This is a genomic window from Dellaglioa sp. CoH-56-MRSF-11, assembly GCF_056782135.1.
Genome location: NZ_JBXAYE010000001.1, coordinates 235,494 through 255,435, shown reverse-complemented (window position 1 = coordinate 255,435; position 19,942 = coordinate 235,494). Strand labels below are relative to the sequence as shown.

General features: G+C 34.0%; 21 protein-coding genes. 6 read left to right on the top strand and 15 right to left on the bottom strand.

Annotated elements, in window-relative coordinates:
• The first annotated feature begins 114 nt into the window (after nucleotides 1-114).
• From AC1RPT_RS01195 to AC1RPT_RS01180, 4 genes are all read left to right on the top strand, one after another.
• Complete coding sequence (locus AC1RPT_RS01195) at nucleotides 115-1,440, top strand: MATE family efflux transporter (RefSeq protein ID WP_481760948.1); 1,326 nt, start codon at nucleotides 115-117, stop codon at nucleotides 1,438-1,440.
• A 19-nt stretch (nucleotides 1,441-1,459) separates the two neighbouring features.
• On the top strand, nucleotides 1,460-1,807 hold the full coding sequence (locus AC1RPT_RS01190) for a VOC family protein (RefSeq protein WP_481760949.1): 348 nt from the start codon (nucleotides 1,460-1,462) through the stop codon (nucleotides 1,805-1,807).
• 152 nt (nucleotides 1,808-1,959) lie between these two features.
• Complete coding sequence (locus tag AC1RPT_RS01185) at nucleotides 1,960-2,616, top strand: ABC transporter ATP-binding protein (RefSeq protein WP_481760950.1); 657 nt, start codon at nucleotides 1,960-1,962, stop codon at nucleotides 2,614-2,616.
• Entirely contained in the window at nucleotides 2,609-3,367 is a 759-nt protein-coding gene (locus tag AC1RPT_RS01180; RefSeq protein ID WP_481760951.1) for an ABC transporter permease, read from the top strand. Before AC1RPT_RS01185 ends, AC1RPT_RS01180 begins: the two co-directional genes overlap by 8 nt.
• A gap of 63 nt (nucleotides 3,368-3,430) precedes the next feature.
• On the opposite strand, the gene AC1RPT_RS01175 is transcribed toward AC1RPT_RS01180, so the two are convergent.
• The 6 genes from AC1RPT_RS01175 to AC1RPT_RS01150 form a co-directional block, all read right to left on the bottom strand.
• Nucleotides 3,431-4,090, bottom strand: coding sequence for an ABC transporter ATP-binding protein (locus AC1RPT_RS01175; RefSeq protein WP_481760952.1), 660 nt, complete (start codon nucleotides 4,088-4,090; stop codon nucleotides 3,431-3,433).
• Between the two features lie 21 nt (nucleotides 4,091-4,111).
• Nucleotides 4,112-5,566, bottom strand: coding sequence for an ABC transporter permease (locus AC1RPT_RS01170; protein ID WP_481760953.1), 1,455 nt, complete (start codon nucleotides 5,564-5,566; stop codon nucleotides 4,112-4,114).
• 155 nt (nucleotides 5,567-5,721) lie between these two features.
• Entirely contained in the window at nucleotides 5,722-6,591 is an 870-nt protein-coding gene (locus tag AC1RPT_RS01165) for a DegV family protein (protein ID WP_481760954.1), read from the bottom strand.
• 56 nt (nucleotides 6,592-6,647) lie between these two features.
• A complete protein-coding gene (gene crcB / locus AC1RPT_RS01160; protein ID WP_481760955.1) occupies nucleotides 6,648-7,010 on the bottom strand; it encodes a fluoride efflux transporter CrcB in 363 nt (120 codons plus the stop codon).
• A complete protein-coding gene (crcB, locus tag AC1RPT_RS01155) occupies nucleotides 7,007-7,402 on the bottom strand; it encodes a fluoride efflux transporter CrcB (protein ID WP_481760956.1) in 396 nt (131 codons plus the stop codon). The genes crcB (AC1RPT_RS01160) and crcB (AC1RPT_RS01155) overlap by 4 nt, the downstream gene beginning before the upstream one ends.
• 108 nt (nucleotides 7,403-7,510) lie before the next feature.
• On the bottom strand, nucleotides 7,511-8,599 hold the full coding sequence (locus tag AC1RPT_RS01150) for a DUF871 domain-containing protein (RefSeq protein WP_481760957.1): 1,089 nt from the start codon (nucleotides 8,597-8,599) through the stop codon (nucleotides 7,511-7,513).
• Between the two features lie 337 nt (nucleotides 8,600-8,936).
• Between AC1RPT_RS01150 and AC1RPT_RS01145 the strand changes: the two genes are divergently transcribed.
• Nucleotides 8,937-9,683, top strand: coding sequence for a hypothetical protein (locus AC1RPT_RS01145; RefSeq protein WP_481760958.1), 747 nt, complete (start codon nucleotides 8,937-8,939; stop codon nucleotides 9,681-9,683).
• A gap of 48 nt (nucleotides 9,684-9,731) precedes the next feature.
• Here AC1RPT_RS01145 and AC1RPT_RS01140 read toward each other — a convergent pair whose 3' ends face one another.
• The 4 genes from AC1RPT_RS01140 to AC1RPT_RS01125 all read right to left on the bottom strand — a co-directional run bounded on the left by AC1RPT_RS01140 (nucleotide 9,732) and on the right by AC1RPT_RS01125 (nucleotide 12,302).
• Nucleotides 9,732-10,598, bottom strand: coding sequence for an NAD(P)-dependent oxidoreductase (locus AC1RPT_RS01140; RefSeq protein WP_481760959.1), 867 nt, complete (start codon nucleotides 10,596-10,598; stop codon nucleotides 9,732-9,734).
• A gap of 113 nt (nucleotides 10,599-10,711) precedes the next feature.
• Nucleotides 10,712-11,041 (bottom strand): thioredoxin, encoded by a 330-nt coding sequence (gene trxA, locus AC1RPT_RS01135; protein ID WP_481760960.1) that lies wholly within the window; start codon nucleotides 11,039-11,041, stop codon nucleotides 10,712-10,714.
• Between the two features lie 18 nt (nucleotides 11,042-11,059).
• Nucleotides 11,060-11,797: a TerC family protein gene (locus tag AC1RPT_RS01130; protein ID WP_481760961.1), complete on the bottom strand. Its 738-nt coding sequence runs from the start codon at nucleotides 11,795-11,797 to the stop codon at nucleotides 11,060-11,062.
• Nucleotides 11,798-11,936: 139 nt separating this feature from the next.
• Nucleotides 11,937-12,302, bottom strand: coding sequence for a winged helix-turn-helix transcriptional regulator (locus AC1RPT_RS01125; RefSeq protein ID WP_409021715.1), 366 nt, complete (start codon nucleotides 12,300-12,302; stop codon nucleotides 11,937-11,939).
• Nucleotides 12,303-12,431: 129 nt separating this feature from the next.
• On the opposite strand from AC1RPT_RS01125, the gene AC1RPT_RS01120 reads away from it, so the two are divergent.
• Nucleotides 12,432-13,613: an MFS transporter gene (locus tag AC1RPT_RS01120; protein WP_481760962.1), complete on the top strand. Its 1,182-nt coding sequence runs from the start codon at nucleotides 12,432-12,434 to the stop codon at nucleotides 13,611-13,613.
• Nucleotides 13,614-13,662: 49 nt separating this feature from the next.
• Here the strand turns inward: AC1RPT_RS01120 and nhaC are convergent, their stop codons facing one another.
• From nhaC to AC1RPT_RS01095, 5 genes are all read right to left on the bottom strand, one after another.
• Nucleotides 13,663-15,033 (bottom strand): Na+/H+ antiporter NhaC, encoded by a 1,371-nt coding sequence (gene nhaC / locus AC1RPT_RS01115; protein WP_481760963.1) that lies wholly within the window; start codon nucleotides 15,031-15,033, stop codon nucleotides 13,663-13,665.
• Nucleotides 15,034-15,430: 397 nt separating this feature from the next.
• On the bottom strand, nucleotides 15,431-17,047 hold the full coding sequence (locus AC1RPT_RS01110) for a SulP family inorganic anion transporter (protein WP_481761141.1): 1,617 nt from the start codon (nucleotides 17,045-17,047) through the stop codon (nucleotides 15,431-15,433).
• A 132-nt stretch (nucleotides 17,048-17,179) separates the two neighbouring features.
• Nucleotides 17,180-17,626: a universal stress protein gene (locus AC1RPT_RS01105; protein ID WP_481760964.1), complete on the bottom strand. Its 447-nt coding sequence runs from the start codon at nucleotides 17,624-17,626 to the stop codon at nucleotides 17,180-17,182.
• An 18-nt stretch (nucleotides 17,627-17,644) separates the two neighbouring features.
• A complete protein-coding gene (locus tag AC1RPT_RS01100) occupies nucleotides 17,645-19,021 on the bottom strand; it encodes an Nramp family divalent metal transporter (RefSeq protein ID WP_481760965.1) in 1,377 nt (458 codons plus the stop codon).
• A 205-nt stretch (nucleotides 19,022-19,226) separates the two neighbouring features.
• Nucleotides 19,227-19,874: a metal-dependent transcriptional regulator gene (locus tag AC1RPT_RS01095; RefSeq protein ID WP_481761142.1), complete on the bottom strand. Its 648-nt coding sequence runs from the start codon at nucleotides 19,872-19,874 to the stop codon at nucleotides 19,227-19,229.
• Nucleotides 19,875-19,942: the final 68 nt, after the last annotated feature.

The following is a 19,942-nucleotide window of genomic DNA, read 5'->3' as shown; positions in this document are numbered from 1 at the left end:
AAATAATAGTTATCACATCCAAGAGGCCATTTTTTAATGAAGGATGTTGGTACCTATTTTTTATTGTCCATTATTATAAGATTATAAAAAATAGGTACCGATAAGGAGCTCAAAATGAATAATCAAACGGTTTCTATCCGTCGTGAACTTTCAGGTTACGTCACACGGAACGTTTTAAGTACTTTAGGTTTATCTGTGTATCTTCTGGCAGATACATATTTCATTGCTAATGCGGTTGGAACAACTGGTTTAGCGGCTTTAAATATTGTATTACCCCTCTTTAATTTATTAAATGGCGTCGGGTTGTTACTCGGAATTGGTGGTGCAACTTTATTTTCTATTTTAAAGATTAAGGATCAAAAAGCGAGTCAAAAAATTTTCACACAGGTTTTAATTGTTGGGATTATTTTCGGCCTAGCTTTCTCAGTCTTAGGCTTTTTATTCATGAAACCTTTACTCTATTTTTTAGGTGCAAACGCAGGAACTTACAAATTAGCTGCTGAATACCTAACTTATATTTTGCTAGCTGCACCATTCTTTGCTTGTAATTATCTCGTTTTAAGTTTCATTCGAAACGATAATAATCCACATTTATCGATGGTTGCCATGTTAGTATCTAGTTTATTCAATATCATTTTTGATTATATTTTTATGTACCCATTACATCTTGGTATGGGTGGTGCTGCAATGGCAACTGCTGTTTCTCCAATTGTTGCTTTAGCTATATTAACCTTCCATCGTAAAAAGGAAGGACGTCTTTTAACGCTCCAACGAACGTCTATTCACTTTAAGACAATAAAAAAAGTTGTTCAATTCGGGTTCCCTGTCTTTCTAACTGAAATGAGTACAGGTGTCAGCATTTTTGCTTTCAACCTTGTCATTTTAAGTTTAGCGGGAAATACAGCTGTCGCAGCCTATGGAATTATCGCAAACATCGTCTTAGTCGCTTTATCACTTTTTAATGGTGTTGCCCAAGGAATTCAGCCTTTACTCAGTCGAGAATTTGGAATTCGGAATTGGCCAGAAGTTAAGCAAATATTACGTTTTGGGTTAATTGTTAGTTTTATTATTGGCACAATTTTATACCTTACATTGACCTTTGAAAAAGATCCTATTATTGCATTATTCAATAATAGTAACAACCAAGAGTTAATCCATTATGCTGAAATAGGCATTCCAATCTACTTCTTAAGCTTATTTGGATCATCCCTTAATGTTGTGTTTAGCATGTTTTTCTCAGCGATTGGCGAACCCAAACATGCACTTATTCTAGCTATCTTGCGCGGTTATGTCTTACTACTAGGCTTATTATTTATTTTTGCCCACTTCTTCAACTTAACTGGTGTTTGGGTTGCTTTACCCGTCACAGAATTAATCATTGTCGTCATCAGTACTGTATTCCTATTCAGTTTCTTTAATAAACAAATTAAAAAACAATAAAAAGAAGGTTTCTTATTTTATGAAAGTTAAACGTTTTGAAGCAATCACAATTCCCGTAACTGATGTCCAAAGAAGTTTACGTTTTTATCATGAAGTTTTTGATATGACTATGATTGAAAATAGTGAGTTACCTACTGTTCATTTTGGCCATCAAAAAATTATTTTTGAGCCATCAACTAATGTTATTCCAATGACACTTAGTTTCGTCGTTAGTGATTCAATGACCGCTATGGAAAATCACTTGAAAAATTATTTTGTGACTATTATCTCTGGCCCGATTGAAAAGCAAGATGTTAAAAATGCACAATCGATTACAATTTCAGATCCAGATCAGCATATAATCGAATTAATTAGTTATCAGAAATAGATTTACTAAGCTAACATCTAAGCGATGTTAGCTTTTTTACTACTATTAGGTTTTTAAATCTATATGCTTAGATTCTCTAAAATACTTTTCTTTATTCCCACAGCTAAACATGGTAATCTGAAAATGAGTTATATCAGAAAGGCGGTCCTACTATGCAACCTATTATTGATTTACAAGATATTTCACTAGAACTTAGTAACCAATCAATCTTGAACCACATCTCTTTTCAAGTAAACCCTGGAGACTTTTTAACAATCACCGGTCCATCTGGAAGCGGTAAAAGTACCGTTTTGAAATTAATCGCTGGTTTAATTTCAAGAACATCTGGTGATATTAAGTTCAATGAAAAATCAATTGACAGTTATGACCCAATCGAATATCGTCGGATTGTTTCTTATTGCTTCCAAACCCCCGTTTTATTCGGCGAAACCGTTAAAGACAATCTGGAGTTTCCTTATATCGTTCGTAAGCAAGACTTCGATGAATCTCGTGCCATTTCTGAATTAGAATCCGTAGGCTTACCCAGCAGTTATCTTCAGAAATCAATAAATGAACTATCTGGTGGCGAGAAGCAACGTGTTGCCTTAATTCGTAATTTAATCTTTTTACCCAAAATCTTACTGCTTGATGAAATCACAAGTGCTTTAGATTCAGAAAGTAAAAACATTATACACGCATTAATTAATCGTTTAAATGACTCAAATAAAATCACTATTATCGCTGTTACTCATGATGATAATGAAATAAAACTGGCTGATCAATTAATTAATATCGAGGCCGGAAAAATAACGGAGGTTAGACATGCATAATTTAGCCGTTAATAATCTTTCTCTCGTTTTCGCTTTTTCATTAGTACTTGTCTCACTAGGAATTGTATATAAAGAAAAATTAGGCCTAGCAAAAGATATTATTTATAGTGTCATTCGTGCAATTATCCAATTAGTCATCGTCGGATACATTTTAAAGTACGTCTTTAATATTAATAATATTATTCTAACTTTAGTTATGATGTTCATTGTTTTCTTTAACGCTGCGTATAGTGCACATAAAAAAAGCGCAGGAATTCCACATAGTTTTCGTATTTCGTTCATTGCCATTTTTTGTAGTACGTCCGTTACACTTGGCCTTTTACTACTAGCTGGAACGCTTAAATTTATTCCTTCACAAATTATTCCAATTACTGGTATGATTGCTAGTAATTCAATGGTTGCGATTGGTCTTTGTTACCGTAACCTTAACAGTAATTTCCGTGATCAACGCCAACAGATTTTAGAAAAACTAGCACTCGGTGCAGATCTCAAACAAGCAGCATACCCTATTATCCGTGAAAGTATCAAAACAGGGATGTCGCCTACTATTGATTCAGCTAAAACGGTTGGTATCGTTAGTTTACCTGGAATGATGTCTGGGTTAATCTTCGCCGGTGTTGATCCTGTCTTTGCGATTAAATACCAAATCATGGTCACTTTCATGTTACTTTCAGCAACAAGTATCTCATCAATTAGTGTTTGTTATCTTTCATATAAACAATTTTTTAATGATAAGAAGCAACTACGATAAATTAAATATCAATCAACTAAAATAGCCATATGTATAAGTTTTCCTTATACATATGGCTATTTCTTACTCTATAACTTGAAACTCACGGTCCTTCAATACATATTGCGTATCACACATTTTAGCAACATCTGGTTCATGCGTTACAATGATGACACATTTATCTTGTGATTTAGCTAAATCTTGAAGTAATTCAATAATTTCTTTCGTATTAACTTCATCCAAATTACCGGTCGGTTCATCAGCTACGACTAATCGTGCGTCACAACACATCGTTCTGACAACAGCGACTCGCTGTTGTTGCCCACCAGAAAGATGTTGAACGTTCTTCTTAGCCATATCCTCATCAATACCAACTTTTTTCAACATATCAAAGGCATATTGTTTATCACCAGCATGTGTTGCTCCGGTAATGTCCATCGCAGTCATTAAGTTTTCCAACGCTGACATATAAGTAAATAAATTATAGGATTGGAAGATAATCGAGACATCTTTATTTCGATAATGAGTTAATCCGATTTTATTGATTGCCTCACCTTCATATATAATTTCTCCAGATTTTGGTTTATCTAAACCAGCAATTAGTGAGAGAAATGTTGTTTTTCCTGAGCCACTACTACCGACAATTGCATATGATTTACTTCTTTCAAAAGTTAAATTAACCTTTTCAAATAAGGGGTTATCCTTATTTTCATACCAATACGCGACATCTTTAATTTCAATCATTTAATCACTCCTTTCTATTATTTATGAAATCAGAATTTTCTTGGGTTCAAGTCGTAAAATACCTAACGATGCTAACATAATCGAGATAAAGATAATTGCCAGACCCATACCACCTAATTCTGCCAAATCTTTGATACTTACAGTTGTGCTTAGATTCTTTAATTTCTCAGATTTAGTTGTCGCTGACTGCCCTGGTATACCACTTGGATCTGTTCCACCAAATTGTCCACCTTTAGTACCACTTGGCGCACCGCCTCCACCTTGCATATCATTTGAAGTTGTAGCTGTTGTAGATGTCGTTGTTTGTTGGCTTATCAATTGATCACCTACTGCATTACCAACGAATTTCCCACCAATTCCGGCAACAACTAATGACACGAGTAGAACCATAAACATTTCAACAAAGAATTGTGCAATAACTTTCCAACGTTTTTCACCTAATGATAGGAGGACACCAATTTCATAGCGACGTTCTCTAATCATTAAAATAACAATTAAGGCAAGAATGATAGTTCCTGCAACTGCGACTAATAGAACAATTTTTTGGGCAAAACTCTTAACATTATTCAATGGTGTCAGCATTGATTGATAAGTACTATCGTTTGTTGACATTGAAAATTTAGATGTGTTAATTAATTTCTTAGCTGCTTTTGTGAAAGTTTCTGACTTGGCTGGATCACTTAATGTATACACAACTGAATCGGCCGTATCTTTATACTTACTACCTTTTAAAGTATTCGCAAATGTGTAAGCTGTATAAATAGTATTTGATGGATCAGTAGCTCCTGGCCCACCCATACTTGTAGAACTAGTTGAACTAGCTTTATAAATACCGACAACTTCAACTTTATACTTCGTACCACCAGTTGATTTCATTGTAATTGTATTGCCCACAGAAATATGGTTAGTAGAAGCAAGTTCTGATTCAATCACAACGTTTTTAGTATTTAAATCACTCGAATTTAAACCACGACCTTTTGTAATTTTGGCACCACTAGTATTTAGTGCACTAGCCGTTGAACTTACACCGGAAATAGAAATATCACCCGTTGTTGCAGAAGTTGCCATTTTCTTGCCGCCCATCCCACCACTTTGACTTGAGGTCGATGTTGTTTTAATGGCATCAAATGAAGAAGCATTAGCTGTAGTTGAAGTGGTGATACTGTAACTCTTCACATTGCTTAATGCACCAACTTTTTTAGCTGTTGCGACTGTTACCCCAGCTAAGTTTAATGATGGTTTAGTGGTTTTTGAGCTTGAAGTTTTCATCTCGCTAAAAGCTTTATCTCGATTAGCTGATAATGTCACCGTTGCACCCGCACTCTTCTTCGCATCATTTGCCGCAGTTGTTGCTGCATTTTGAATAATTAATCCTGCTAAAACGAATAACATAATAGCTGACATAACTAATACAAGTAAAAAAGATCGTCCTTTTTTTGCTTTAAGATTTAATAAAGCACGTTTAAAAAAATTCATATTTATTACCTCCATATTCTCTTAAATTATTTGATAAGAATAAGCATAGCTAATAATTATGAATTATTTTTGAATATTATCAGAACATTTTCGTTTGTTATACAAAAAAAAGTTTTATTATGAATAATAATTCATAATAAAACCGTTTTCTTTATTTAATCTATTAGACTTTTCCAATCTCTCGACCAGATTAATCCTAAACATTTTTCACCTGTGTGAACACCGACAAGTGGTCCAATATAACCCGATTCAAATTTCATTTTAGGAAAACTAGTTCTCAAGTCTTGTCCCCATTCAGCTTGAAGTTCCGGATTATTCGCATCAATTAAATTAATTTGAACTGGATAATCAAGTGAACGTGTTGCTTCTGAGAATTGAGCTTTAATTTCAGAATAGGCATTTTTCATTTTGCGTTCTTTACCAATAGCAACGATTTTACCTTCTTTATCAAAAGTTAAAATCGGTTTAATTTTCAATATGTTTCCAACAAAACCTGAATGATTTGATAAACGACCGGTCCTCATTAAATGATTTAAATCATCAACAACAAAAAGAACCCGTGTTGTTTCTCTTAATTCGGCTAACTTTTCAAGTATTTCCATAACGTTTTTATCTTTATTAGCTAATGTGGCAGCCAATTGAACCATGTTACCCATCCCCGCGCAATCAATTTTCGAATCAAAAACATGCACATTGATGGCCGAAACAGATGATGCGAAAGCTTCAAGATTACCAACTAATCCACTAATACCTGATGATAAATGGATACAAATAACATCTGTATAGCCTTCAGCAGCAAGTGCCTTAAATTTTTCTTCCATTTCACCCATCGATACCTGGGAAGTTGTTGGTAAAACATCTTCTGTTTTTAATAATTGATAAAATTGAGTTGCCGTTAAATCGGCATTTTCATGATAGACATGATTTCCAAATAATACTGGGTTATTTACTACTTTAATATCTAATTGTTCAACAATCTCATCTGTAAGATAAGCTGAACTATCCGTTAATACAGCAATTTTCATTATTTCACATCCCTATTTTTACTATCCTATCACACATTATGCTCGAATACTTTAATTTAACTAACCATTTGGCGACCAATAACTAATCCTAACAGTGTCATCAAGCCACCAACAATATAACTAGCTAATAAATAAATCATGAATAACGATATTTTTTGGCTTTTAATTAATTTAACCAATTCAAAGTTATACGTTGAAAAGGTTGTAAAACCACCCATTGTTCCAGTACCAAGTAAGACTAACATCGGACTAGATAAATTAATTCCTGTTAAAAGACCTAAAATAAAACTACCTATCAGATTAATTAATAACGTTCCAACTGGAAATTGATCAGTTAGATATCGATTACTTAAATTTGTTATCCCATATCTTAACATAGCACCGATTGCAGCGCCAATCCCAACTAATAGTGTCATCATGAACGTTCACTCTCCATTCGCCAATCTCCAATCCGATTGCCTAATGAATAACCAAGTAATGTCATGGAAAGTCCACCTATAATCGTTACTAACACATAGATGAGTGCATAGCCCCATTGTTGCGTCTCTATTAACTTTACAGCTTCCAAACTATATGTTGAAAACGTTGTAAAAGCACCTATAAAACCTGTTTTTATCCCCAAAGTTAACCAATCTGGGACTTTTTCGGTTGTTTCAATATACTGAACTAAGAACGCCAAAATAAAGCACCCTACGACATTAATCATTAATGTCCCCAGTGGGAATCCATTTGGTTGAATAATCGTTAAACCAAGTAAGTACCGACTTATTCCACCAAAAAAAGCAAACAATGCAACAATTATATAATTCATTTTATGACCTTCTTATCAATTTTACATTTACTACTTCATTTTACCGAATTATCTAGTTAATACCAAATTAAAATGGACCACTAGAAATTATCTAGTGATCCATTTAGGCTAATCTTGGCTTAGTTTAAATTGACTCCATGGTTTCAAAAAATCGAGTAAGAATAATTCATCATCTATAATATGCCCAACAATATTTACACGACCATCATTTTTCATTTCTTTTAAAGCAATTTGTGTTTCACCTTTATATTGTCCATAACCTTCATTATCAATTAAGACGTCACCACGCTTAATTAATTTTGTATTATGTGCAGGAAATTCTTTATCTTTATACACAACCCGTGTCATTGTCGAACGTAAAAGATACGCTGAACGATCTCCGCGGTAACTATGAATATTATCAAATAATACTACTTTTTCAACCTCAGTAATATCATCTGCCGTTTCAATTTTAATCGTCGGATAATTGGCGTTGAATGCTTCTGATGCTGCTTTTAATTCATTTTCTGAAGCGTACGCGTTTGCGATAATCACATCATCAATTAAATCTGTCATCACCATATGTTTAACTTGTGTGGCAATATCTAAATGTCGATGATCCTCTAATGTACATAGTCCATCAGCAGTTGGCCAAGGTCCAAAAGTAGCTGACTTAGCATTAACAAAAGCTGCCGTATTTAAATTGTATTTTTTAAATTTCTCACTGCAAGCTACAAAAAAGTTATACTCTAATCCTGTGTATTCATGTGGATAAAAATTATGTGAACCTAATAAGTTCTCTCTTTTTGGTGAATAACTCATAATGTTATCCACATAGTTAGTCCCAGAACTCATATTTATTTCTATTTTTAAGTCATATGGATTGCGTGTCATTGCTGCTTCTTCTGCACCTGTAAATCCTAAATCTAATCGAACACCATATGCACCCATATCGTCAAAGAATTTTAAATCTTGATAACTAATATTTAGTTGTTCAAATAAATCAGGATTGATATCAACCATTACTTCCATACCAAGTTTATTTGCGTAAGCAACTGTCTTTTTAAATTCTGATAATACCTTATCTTTACCATCTGTCACTTGGAGTAAACTCGTAAAGACTCTTTTATACCCGTATTTACATGCCAAATCTAAATATGCTGTATCATCATTATAATTTGATCGTTCTGGATAAATTGAAATACCTAATTTTCCCATTATTATTCCTCCTAAATATTATTAAGGTCTATACCAATATTATAAAGGACATATAATGTAATTGAAAGCGCATTCCAAAAAAACTTTTGATTATTTTTAAATTTTTTCTTAATGTTAAGGTTATTTTAAGGTTCATGTTGTATATTGAACTTATCCCAAAACAACATAAATAACTAACCTTTATACTTTTTCATTTCTCCTCCAAAGTAATGAGAGAGAGAGCTAATTTATTAGCTCTACAACTTACTCCCTAGAGACTGCCTTCCCAGCAGTCTCTTTTTTGTTTCTAAATATTAAGAATCGTGCTAATATTTTAATCACGAAGGAGGTCTTAAGGATGCAAACCATTTATACGCTAATAACATTGATTTTTCTTAGTGTTATACCACTTCTTGTAGCTGCTTTTTTACTAACAGCTGTGAACAGTAATACAAAAAAACAATTATCATTAAATCAACAATTATACTTGGGTTCATTGGGTATTATTATCCATGAAGCAAGTCATGCTATAATGGCTTTTTTATTTGGATTTCACGCCATTGAAGTTAAATTAATTAAACGTCCACATCCCGAAATTGGTGATAACTCACTTGGATTCGTTCGTTATAGCTCACCTAAAAATATGCGTGGTAAAATTGGACAAGCAATGGCCGGTATTGCGCCCATCATTGGCTGTTCAATCGTAATTATTGGCCTTTTTATTCTACTGCTACCTCACTCTTTTAATCTACTATCAACAATGCTAGTTAACCAAGCATTTAATACTCAATCGTTATTTAACCTATTCACCTCGTTATTTCAATCTTGGTCATTAAGACTTATCCTGTGGTTGTTAATCACAACATCTATTACAATTGGTGGTTTTGATTTAAGCTCAGCAGATAGAAAAGGATTTGGTCTTGGATTCAGTTTATTAGCACTTTTAATCATTATCTTTTATTATTTCTTAACTCTATTTAATCACCAGACTTTAATGATGACTCTACTATCAAAATTTGCCTTATCTATTGGTCTAATTACTATTTTGATGCTGTTTTTATTACTTATTACAAATTGGCTGGTTAAAATCATCAAAAATAAATAAGACTATCTCATATTGAAATGGTCTTATTTATTAGTTGTATCGACTTATTTATTTCCACCACAATTTAACTAATGCTTGTGTACCGTCATTACCTAATCCATCTTCATCAACTAATTTTTCATATAGTACTTTAGCTTCTTTTGTTGCGGGTAGATTAATATTCATTTTTTCTGCTTCGTCTAATGCAATACGCAAATCTTTAAGAAAATGTTTTGCAAAGAATCCTGGTGTATAGTCATCACTTAAAACTCGGGGCGCATAATTGTCTAAACTCCAATTTGCTGCACTTCCCCCGCCAACTGTTTTAATGACACTTTCCAAGTCTAAGTTTGCTGCCTTAGCGTAAACTAACAGCTCAGTCATTCCGGTCATTGTTCCAGCAATCATAATTTGATTAGCCATTTTTACATGTTGGCCTGATCCATAACCACCAAACAAGGCAATTGTTGTTCCCATCTTTTCAAAAATAGGTTTCACTTGTTCATATACATCACTGTGTCCACCAACCATAATTGTTAGCTTCGCATTCTTTGCACCAATATCACCACCAGAAACAGGTGCATCTAACGCAAACAACTCATGAGTTTCCGCGTAATCACCAATTTTTTTCGCTAGTGTTGGTGTACTTGTTGTCATATCAACTACAATTGCGCCTTTTTTAGCACCAGCAAAAATACCATTTTCTTCAAAATATATTGCTTCTACATCTGCAGGAAAACCAACCATCGAGAAGATAATATCACTTTTAGCCGCAACCAATTGTGGCGAATCAGCCCATATTGCCCCTTGGCTAACTAAGTCATCTGTCTTTGATTTGGTTCGATTAAACACGGTTACTTCATAGTTCGCTTTCAATAAATAACTAACAATTGCTGAGCCCATAACGCCCGTTCCAATAAACCCAATTTTTTTCATAATAATCTCCTTTTATAATTTTCTTTAGTATGCACCTTTAAGGTTACGACTGCCATTAATAATAGTTAAGCCTAAAATAAAATCCCACTACAAAATTTGTAGTGGGATTTTATTTATACTGCTTTATTTTGAGCAACTTTTTCACTTAAATACTTTGAAAATTTACTCTTATCATGATAACCAACAACTTTTTCAATTGCTTTGCCATCTTTAAATAATAGAAAACTCGGAATACTCATGACATCATATTCCAATGCTGTTTCTTTATTTTCATCAATATTCAACTTTACAAATTGCATATCATCTTTGAATTCTTGTTCTAATTCATCAATAACAGGTTCCATCATACGACATGGACCACACCAAGGAGCCCATAAATCAACAATTGTTAATCCGGAATCTGTATGTTCCGCGAGCGTTTTATCTGTTACTTTTGTGACCATTTTATCGCCTTCGTTTCGTTATTTTTTATTCTGAATATTATACATATGAATTAAAGTCGTTAATATAATAGCCCCAAAAACAATTCCAGCAAAAAGTACTGCTGAAACTTCGATACCAATTTGAGGGATAGAAAGGAATAACTTCACCGCAATTAATGCGATTAGCAAGTAAGCCATTGATTCTAACTCCGGAACAACCTTCATCAACTTCATAATCAATGTCGCAATCCCACGCATGGCTAAAATTCCAAACATCCCACCGATTAAAACAATGACTGGATTTGTCGAAATTGCTAACGATGCTAAGACAGAATCAATTGAAAAAACAATATCCATCATCTCAATTGAAATAACAACTGACCAAAACAATGAGAATGGACCTTTTCGTCCATTACTTTTTTTCTCTGATTTAGGTTTTGGCGTTTTAATTTTTGAAAAGAAATAATGGGCTGATAGGTAAATAAGATACCCAGCGCCAATTACTTTAATTTCCCAGAAATCAATTAAAAATGTTCCAATTCCAATAATGATGAACCGGAAAATATATGCACCCCATAATCCGTAAAATAATGCTTTTTCTTGTTCTTTTTTACTTGGTAATTTTTGTGTTTGTGCAGCTAATACAATTGCGTTATCCACTGATAATAAGCATTCGATTACTGCTAATGATAGGATAATTATCCAATCACTACTTGATTCGACAACTGTTTTCCAATTGTTTAGATCAAAAAATGGTCCATATAAGTTTGCTAACATTTAATTCTCATACTTTCTTTCAATAATTTTTATAAATAACTGTAAATGATTATTATACAGCAATTACCAGATTATGCCATAACATATGAACAACAGTAACTGCCAGCTACATTTCTCGAATAGCAATCAATAATGACAGTTATGACACTTTATCTCGATTCATTAAAACAACATGTTGGTCTTGCTCATTTAACCGATCAACATGTTTTTCGCCCCAAACACACAATTTATTTAATATAGTACTCAAAGACTCACCATATTCAGTCAATTGATAATCTACTTTTGGTGGTACCTGTTCATAGATATGTCTAGAGATAATCCCATCGGCTTCCAATTCACGTAATTGTTGCGTTAACATTTTTTGGGTTATTTTCGGAATTGCACGTTTCAGCTCACTAGTTCTTCTTTTTCCACCACGTAAATGGCATAAAATAATTGTTTTCCATTTTCCGCCAATGACTTCTAAAGTCGCTTCAACACCAATATTATATGTTTTATCTTCCATTCTTCCTCCTATAGGCACTAAAAAGTTCCTATAGCACTTTTTAGTACGTTATTGTCTTATTGTTGCGTACACGTATAATCATAAATTGTAGCATTATTCCAACAAAAATCAAGGAGGCTTTACAAACTTATGGAAAAACCAAAAATATCACCATCCCTAACACTCTTAGCATTGGCTATTAGTGCTTTCGCAATCGGATCAACAGAATTTATTAGCGTTGGGCTCATCCCCTTATTAGTCAAAGATTTTGGTATTTCATTAAGTCAGGCAGGACTTAGCGTTTCATTATATGCATTCGGTGTCACAATAGGTGCACCCGTTCTAACTATTTTAACTGGCCAATTTGATCGAAAAAAATTACTCTTAAGTATCATGGCGTTATTTATCGTTGGTAATTTAGTTGCAGCATTTGCACCAACTTTTTCAATTTTATTAATTGGTCGAATTATTTCTGCATTGTCTCACGGTATATTCATGACAATCGCTTCCGTTATTGCGGCTGATGTTGTTGAACCTTCAAAACGTGCTAGTGCTATTTCAGTCATGTTTACTGGTTTAACCGTTGCAACTGTAACCGGTGTTCCTTTAGGTACATTTATTGGTCAACATACTAGTTGGCATGGATCATTTATTTTTATTAGTATCATTGGACTAATTGGTTTAATCGCCAACTTTTTCCTCGTACCAAATGGTTTACCAATTCCTGGAAAATCTGATGCGCATGGTTTTATCCGTGTCCTTAAGAACAAATATCTATTGATTACGTTATCATTAACCGCCTTAGGTTACGGTGGGACATTCGTTGTTTATACGTATATTACGCCACTCTTAGAAACTTCAATGGGTTACAGTGAAAGTGCTGTTGTTATCATTTTAATCGTCTACGGATTGATGGTTGCCCTTGGAAATACGATTGGCGGCCGTTTAGCAAACCATAATCCGCTCCAAGCATTATTAAAAATGTTTATCGGACTTGCAGTCGTCTTATTTATCCTTTTCTTTACTGCTAAAATGTCAATTCTAGGTTTATTAACCGTTATGGCCTTAGGACTATTCGCCTTTATGAATGTTCCAGGATTACAACTATACGTTGTTCAATTAGCTGAAAAATATACCCCTAAAGATATTACTTTAGCATCGTCGCTAAATATTTCTGCTTTCAATATTGGCATTACGTTAGGCTCTTTAATTGGTGGACAAGTTGTTTCTAATCTCGGATTAGGTATGACGCCACTTTTTGGGACAGTCATGGTTTTAATCGCCATCTTCATGACAATGTACTTAATTACACTCAATAAGAATGAGAAATAACAAAAAAACGGGTCACAACGAATATAAAATTCATTGTGACCCGTTTTTATTAGGCTCTCTTTGCACGTAACCCGATTCCCGTCCAACCACTAATGATTGAAAAGACAGGCGATAGTAAGCTAAAGAACGCAAATGGTAAGTAGTCTAGCGTTGGAACTCCCAACGTGCTTGCTGCAAACGCACCAGCTACACCCCAAGGGATTAAGTAATTAATCACTGTTCCGCCATCTTCAAGTGCACGACTTAAGGCTAAATTATCTAATTTTGATTTATCAAAAGCGGGTTTAAACGCTTTTCCAGGTAAAATAACTGATAAGTATTGTTCTCCAACAAATAAATTAACTCCAATTCCAGCAAAAATAGTTGCCGTAATTAATTTACCAGATGAATTTAAACGTTTAACTAAAGGTTCCATAACGACTTCAATAATATTGAAGTTCATTAGTAAGCCGCCTAACGTTAAAGTTAAAATTATTAATGACACGGTTCCCATCATACTTGAAACGCCACCTCGTGTTAACAGCATATCCACATTTGCATCTCCAGTTTTAGAAACAAATCCTGACTGAATCAACGCCGCAACATCTTGTAAACTCGTAAATGGTTTTTGAATAAATAACATAACTAACGATACACCAATATTGATAAATAACGTTGGAATAGCTGGAATTTTTAACCAGGCACAGACAAACATTAAGATAATTGGTAATGCCGCCCAAGCTGTGATTGAAAAGTGACTAGATAAAATTGAAATCGTATGATTGATTTTATCCATATTTGCTGCCATACTACCACTTCCCAAAATGAAATATAAAATTAAAGATCCTACAAAAGCAGGAATTGTTGTCCACATCATATTTTTAATATGTTTAAATAAATCAGATTCTCCAATGGCAGCTGCTAAGTTCGTTGAATCTGATAAGGGAGACATTTTATCCCCAAAGATAGCACCTGAAATAATTGCTCCTGCCACTAGTGCAGGATTAACCCCCATCGTCATCCCCATACCGAATAGTGCGATACCCACAGTTGAAATTAAAGTGAAGGCACTCCCAATTGATAATCCGATAATAGCACAGACAATAAAAACGGAAGGCACAAAGAATTGAACACTAATCAGATTAAATCCCCAAATCATTAAGGTTGGAATAATTCCTGCCGCAATCCAAGTCGCAATCAATGAGCCAATCAAAATAAAAATAAAGATGGGAATTAACCCTGTACTCATTCCATCCTTGATACCCGCGTGAATCTCATCCCATGAAAAATGACGAATTCTAGCCCATAAAATTAACAACCCAATCACTAACATAACTGGTGTTTGAGGTGATAACCCAAACTTAATTACACCAAATCCCATAATAATCAACATTACTACTAAAACACTTGCTGCTTCTGTAAACGATAATTTATTTTTCATTAGTAAACACTCCTATTTTTTAGTCGATTCTAGTATTTATCATGAAAAGTTTGATATCGAAACTGACCCCAATTTATATTTTTCATTTTTAACACTCCTTTTCTGGACAAAAAAAGTCCCTGATACAATATTAAATATTGTATCAGGGACGACTCTAGCCGTGGTACCACCCAGTTTAATTGAGAACCCAAATTCTCACTCACTAGATGATAACGGTTCTAGATATTTATCCGATGTTTAAAATAACGTTAACGTATTTGGTTAATTTATCCTGATTGGTTCGCATCAACCACCAACTTTCTGACTCCCAGATAAATGACTACTTATGTGTTAACTTTTATTTATTAAGTTGAATGAATCTTAACATGCCTAAATATCCTTGTCAATAATGTACATCTTATAGTATTTCCTTTAGAACACGATCAACTGAGAAATAAAAGGCTTCTTCCCCAGCCACATCTTTAAAGCCAGATCGTTCAAACATTCTCATTACATTTGGTTGAACTGAAGAAAAAATCACTTCATGATTTTTAGTCTGAGCATCACTATAGAAATCCTGAATAACAGCCATTGCTGTATTATCAATTGATGGTACGCCTCGCAATGAAAAGATAACTAAATCTCGTTCATGAAGTGGCTGTAGTGCCTTATCTAATCGATCCGCAGACATGAAAAATAGTGGTCCAGTGATGTAGACAACTGCCCAATCATCTTTTAATCTATCTTGTGTTGTTTCGACTTTGCTTAAATCAACATCTTCAACAACAACATCTAAAATAGAACTCTTAGCCACAAAAATAACGATCCCGACTAAAACACCGGCCATAATCGCCGTACTCAAATCAAAAATAACGGTACTTATTAATGTTAAGAAAAATAGAATTAAAGCACTTTTAAATTTATTTTTAAAGAGATACTTGATAGCTGACCATTCGTTCATCCGCCATGAAGTCACAACTAACACGCCAGCTAATGCCGATAAAGGAATCTGTGACATGATTGGTGCCAATAAAAGCATTGAAACTAATAACGCAAGTGCATGGAAAACGCCTGTCAATCGCGTCTGTGCACCTGATTTAATTGCTACACTCGTTCTAGCAATCGCAGCCGTTGCTGGAATACCACCAAAAAATGGTAAAATCATATTTCCAATACCTTGAGCGATTAATTCTTGATTACTATCTAAGGTTTTACCTGTCATGCGACCAGCAGATGCCCCGCATAATAAACTTTCAATCATTCCCAGTAAAGCAATACTTGCGCCAGGAATAATTAGATTTTTAACTGTTTGAAGATTTAATGCACCTAAATGTAATCTATCATCACTGATAACACTTGTTGGAATCTCGCCAACTGTTGCGACATCTAATTTAAATATCATTGTAATTGCCGTAGTAACAATAATTGCAATCAACGATGCAGGAATAACTTTATTCCATTTTTTTGGAAAAATAAAAAGTGCAATAACAACTAAAATTGCCATCAAAGTCGTTGCCAACTTAGGTTGAAAACCTAAGCTAGGATAACTACCAATTTTTTCAATTAAACTACTTCCGTTTGAATGCGTACCAAAAAAATTATCTAATTGCCCGAAAGCAATAATAATTGAAATTCCTGATGTAAATCCTGTAATAACAGGGGCAGGAATAAAAGTCGTTAAAACGCCTAATTTAAATATACCGGCTAACAATAAAATCACTCCGGCAATCAATGTAGCAATAAAAACCCCTTTTAATCCATATTGTGCAATAACACCCATTAATACTGCGGCCATCGCTCCAGTTGGTCCTGATATTTGATAATATGCCCCAGATAAGGTACTTATCAAAATCCCAGCAACAATGGCTGTGATTAACCCAGCAGCAGCTGTTGCCCCACTTGAGACACCAAATGCCAAGGCTAACGGAATAGCAACTGCAGCTACCGTTAAACCTGCCATAAAATCTTTAGCTAATTTTGTTGCATTATAACCTTTAAACTCGTTTTTTAATATTGAAATATAATTTGATATCATCATCATGCTCCTATTTATGTTATACATAAAAGCATAACATAAACCTTATATATAAATAAACAAGTAAACGTTTTCCAAATAAAAATGGTTAAATCTTTATAAGATTCAACCATTTTGTATAACTTTTTTCTATTAACGAACAACCATAACTGAAACGGGAGAATACTTAGCCACGTATGATGCTTGGCTACCTAAGTACTTACCAATCCCTTTAGTTATAGCTGATCCAACAACGACTAAATCAGGTTTAACGTCAGGAATAACATCTTTGACAATCGTTTCACCAGGTTCACCCTCAGCAAGAACAATGTGTACTTCCTTAACACCAGCATCTAATGCGCTTTGTTTATACTCTTGAAGTTGTTTTTCAACCTTCAAACGTTTTTCAGCTAATGTATCTTTTGTTAATACCTGAAAAACATTCAAATCATCCGACTCCAGAACAGTTACAATATGCAGCAGAGAATCATCATCTAAAGCATGACTAACCGCTTCTAAGAATGCTAATTGGGCATCTGCCGAATTATCGACGCCGACAAGAATGTTCTTATGCTTTGGTAACTCAAAACTTTTTTTCATATGAATTTCCTCCTTATTTTATAAAACTTCTTGGAAAAATTGAATGACTAAATTGAAGACTAATTGAACATTTAAAATAGTTAACCCGATTGCGGCTGCCCAACCAATAATTGATACCCAAAGTGGATTAACGAATCGTTCACCCATATATTTTTTAGAAGATGTAAACCAGATTAATGGAATCATCGTAAATGGTAAGGCTACTGATAAGAACACTTGTGAATAAACAAGTAAATTATCTAATACGCCTTCTGTCCCACCCCAAATGATTGCGGCAATCATAACGGGGATAACTGCTATGATACGTGTAACCAATCGACGGGCCCATAATGGCATTTTTAAATGTATGAAACCTTCCATTATAATTTGACCAGTCAAGGTTCCGGTAATCGTTGCATTTTGCCCAGAAGCCAGTAAAGCTACGGCAAATAAAGTTGAAAGTACAGGTGATGCAATCCCTTTGGCAATTGTATTATCACTTAATGCACGGTATAAATCACCGAATGCTTGTAATTGATCTGCATGTCCAAAGAATAAAGCAGCCCCCAAAAGTAAAAGTAAACTGTTAACAATTGTTGCGCCAAATAATTGGATATTTGAATCCCAAGTTGTAAAGCGCACAACTTTTGCAACTTCTTCTTCATCAGTTGAATCGTACTGACGTGTTTGTGCAATTGAAGAGTGAAGGTACAAGTTATGAGGCATTACTGTTGCACCAATAATACCTAAAGCTAATGTTAATTGATCATGGTTCATAACGATTGATGCTCTTGGTAAAATACCACCCATGATACCTGCTAAACTTGGTTTTGATAAGGCAACTAAGTAAAGGAAAATAATTAAAATTGATGCAATCAATGTTGCAACAATCGCTTCAATTGTTCTAAATCCTAATTTTGTTAATAATAATAGTAAGAAAACATCTAATATAGTTATCATAACGCCGACTGTTAATGGAATTCCAAAAAGTAATTGTAAAGCAATCGCTCCACCAATTACTTCGGCTATATCTGTTGCCATAATTGCTAATTCTGTCATGATCCATAATAAAAATCCAACCGGTTTATTAGTATGATCACGAATTGCTTGTGCTAAATCCATTCTTGTTACGACACCTAACTTAGCAGCCATATATTGCATTAACATAGCGATAAGTCCGGAGAAAATAACGACTGATAATAGTAAGTAACGGTATTGTGCACCACCGACAATTGATGTAATCCAGTTACCTGGATCCATGTAACCAACAGCGACTAATGCACCTGGTCCACTAAAAGCCCATAAAGTTCGTAAAAATCCGGCACTTTTTGGAACTTCTACTGATCCATTTACTTCTTCCAAACTAGCACTATTTGTTGTGGTAGTCATTTTTGGTTCTTGTACTTCTTTCGACATTTTTTACCACTCCTTTAAATTCTTTTCTTCTCAATTCCTTATTATACTCAAACTTTATACATTGTAAACAAAAAGTTTAGGCTAACCTTAAATCATTTTACCAGTTATTAAATATTGCTATATTTCCAAAAAAAGACTGCTGATATCTATTTGATATCAACAGTCTTTAGCTATTTAATAAAAATTTCTTTTGTTATCATAATACCTACTTCACAAAAATATAATGAGCGGCTTTATAACTAATATTTCTAACCTCACCAGTATTTTCTAATTTGATTTCAACTGGACCTTCAAAAGGCGCATGAGAAACAACTGTTAATTTATCACCAATGTGTAATTCTAAATCATCTAAATAAGTTAACAAATCATGATTATCAATGAATCGTTCAATCACAACTTTAGTGTTATCTTCTACTGCTTCTAAAACGAGATGGCTATCTTCCTCATAGTTACCTTCTTTGTCAGGTATCACACCGCCATGAGGACAGTGTGTTGGATGACCCAAGAATTCACTCAAATGATCAAGCAAGTACTCACTTGTCACATGTTCAAGTAACTCTGATTCACCGTCAACATCTTGTAGTTTATAATTTAATTTATAAACTAAGAAGCATTCCCATAAACGATGCTTACGAACTAAATCTTCTGCCAATAATATCCCAGGTTTCGTTAACGAAATCCCTGCGTATGGCGTATGTTCTACTAACTCTTCTTTAACTAGTTTATTGACCATTTCTGTAACTGATCCGGCCGCAATGTTCAGACTAAGCGCAATCTGTTTATTCGATATTTTCTTTTGCGTACCGCCTAATTCAAAAATAATTTTTAAATAATCTTCCTTCATAGGTGTCATATTCGATCTTTCATTTTTTGTCATTAGTTAATCAATTCACTTCCATTTTCTTAATAATAGATTTATTA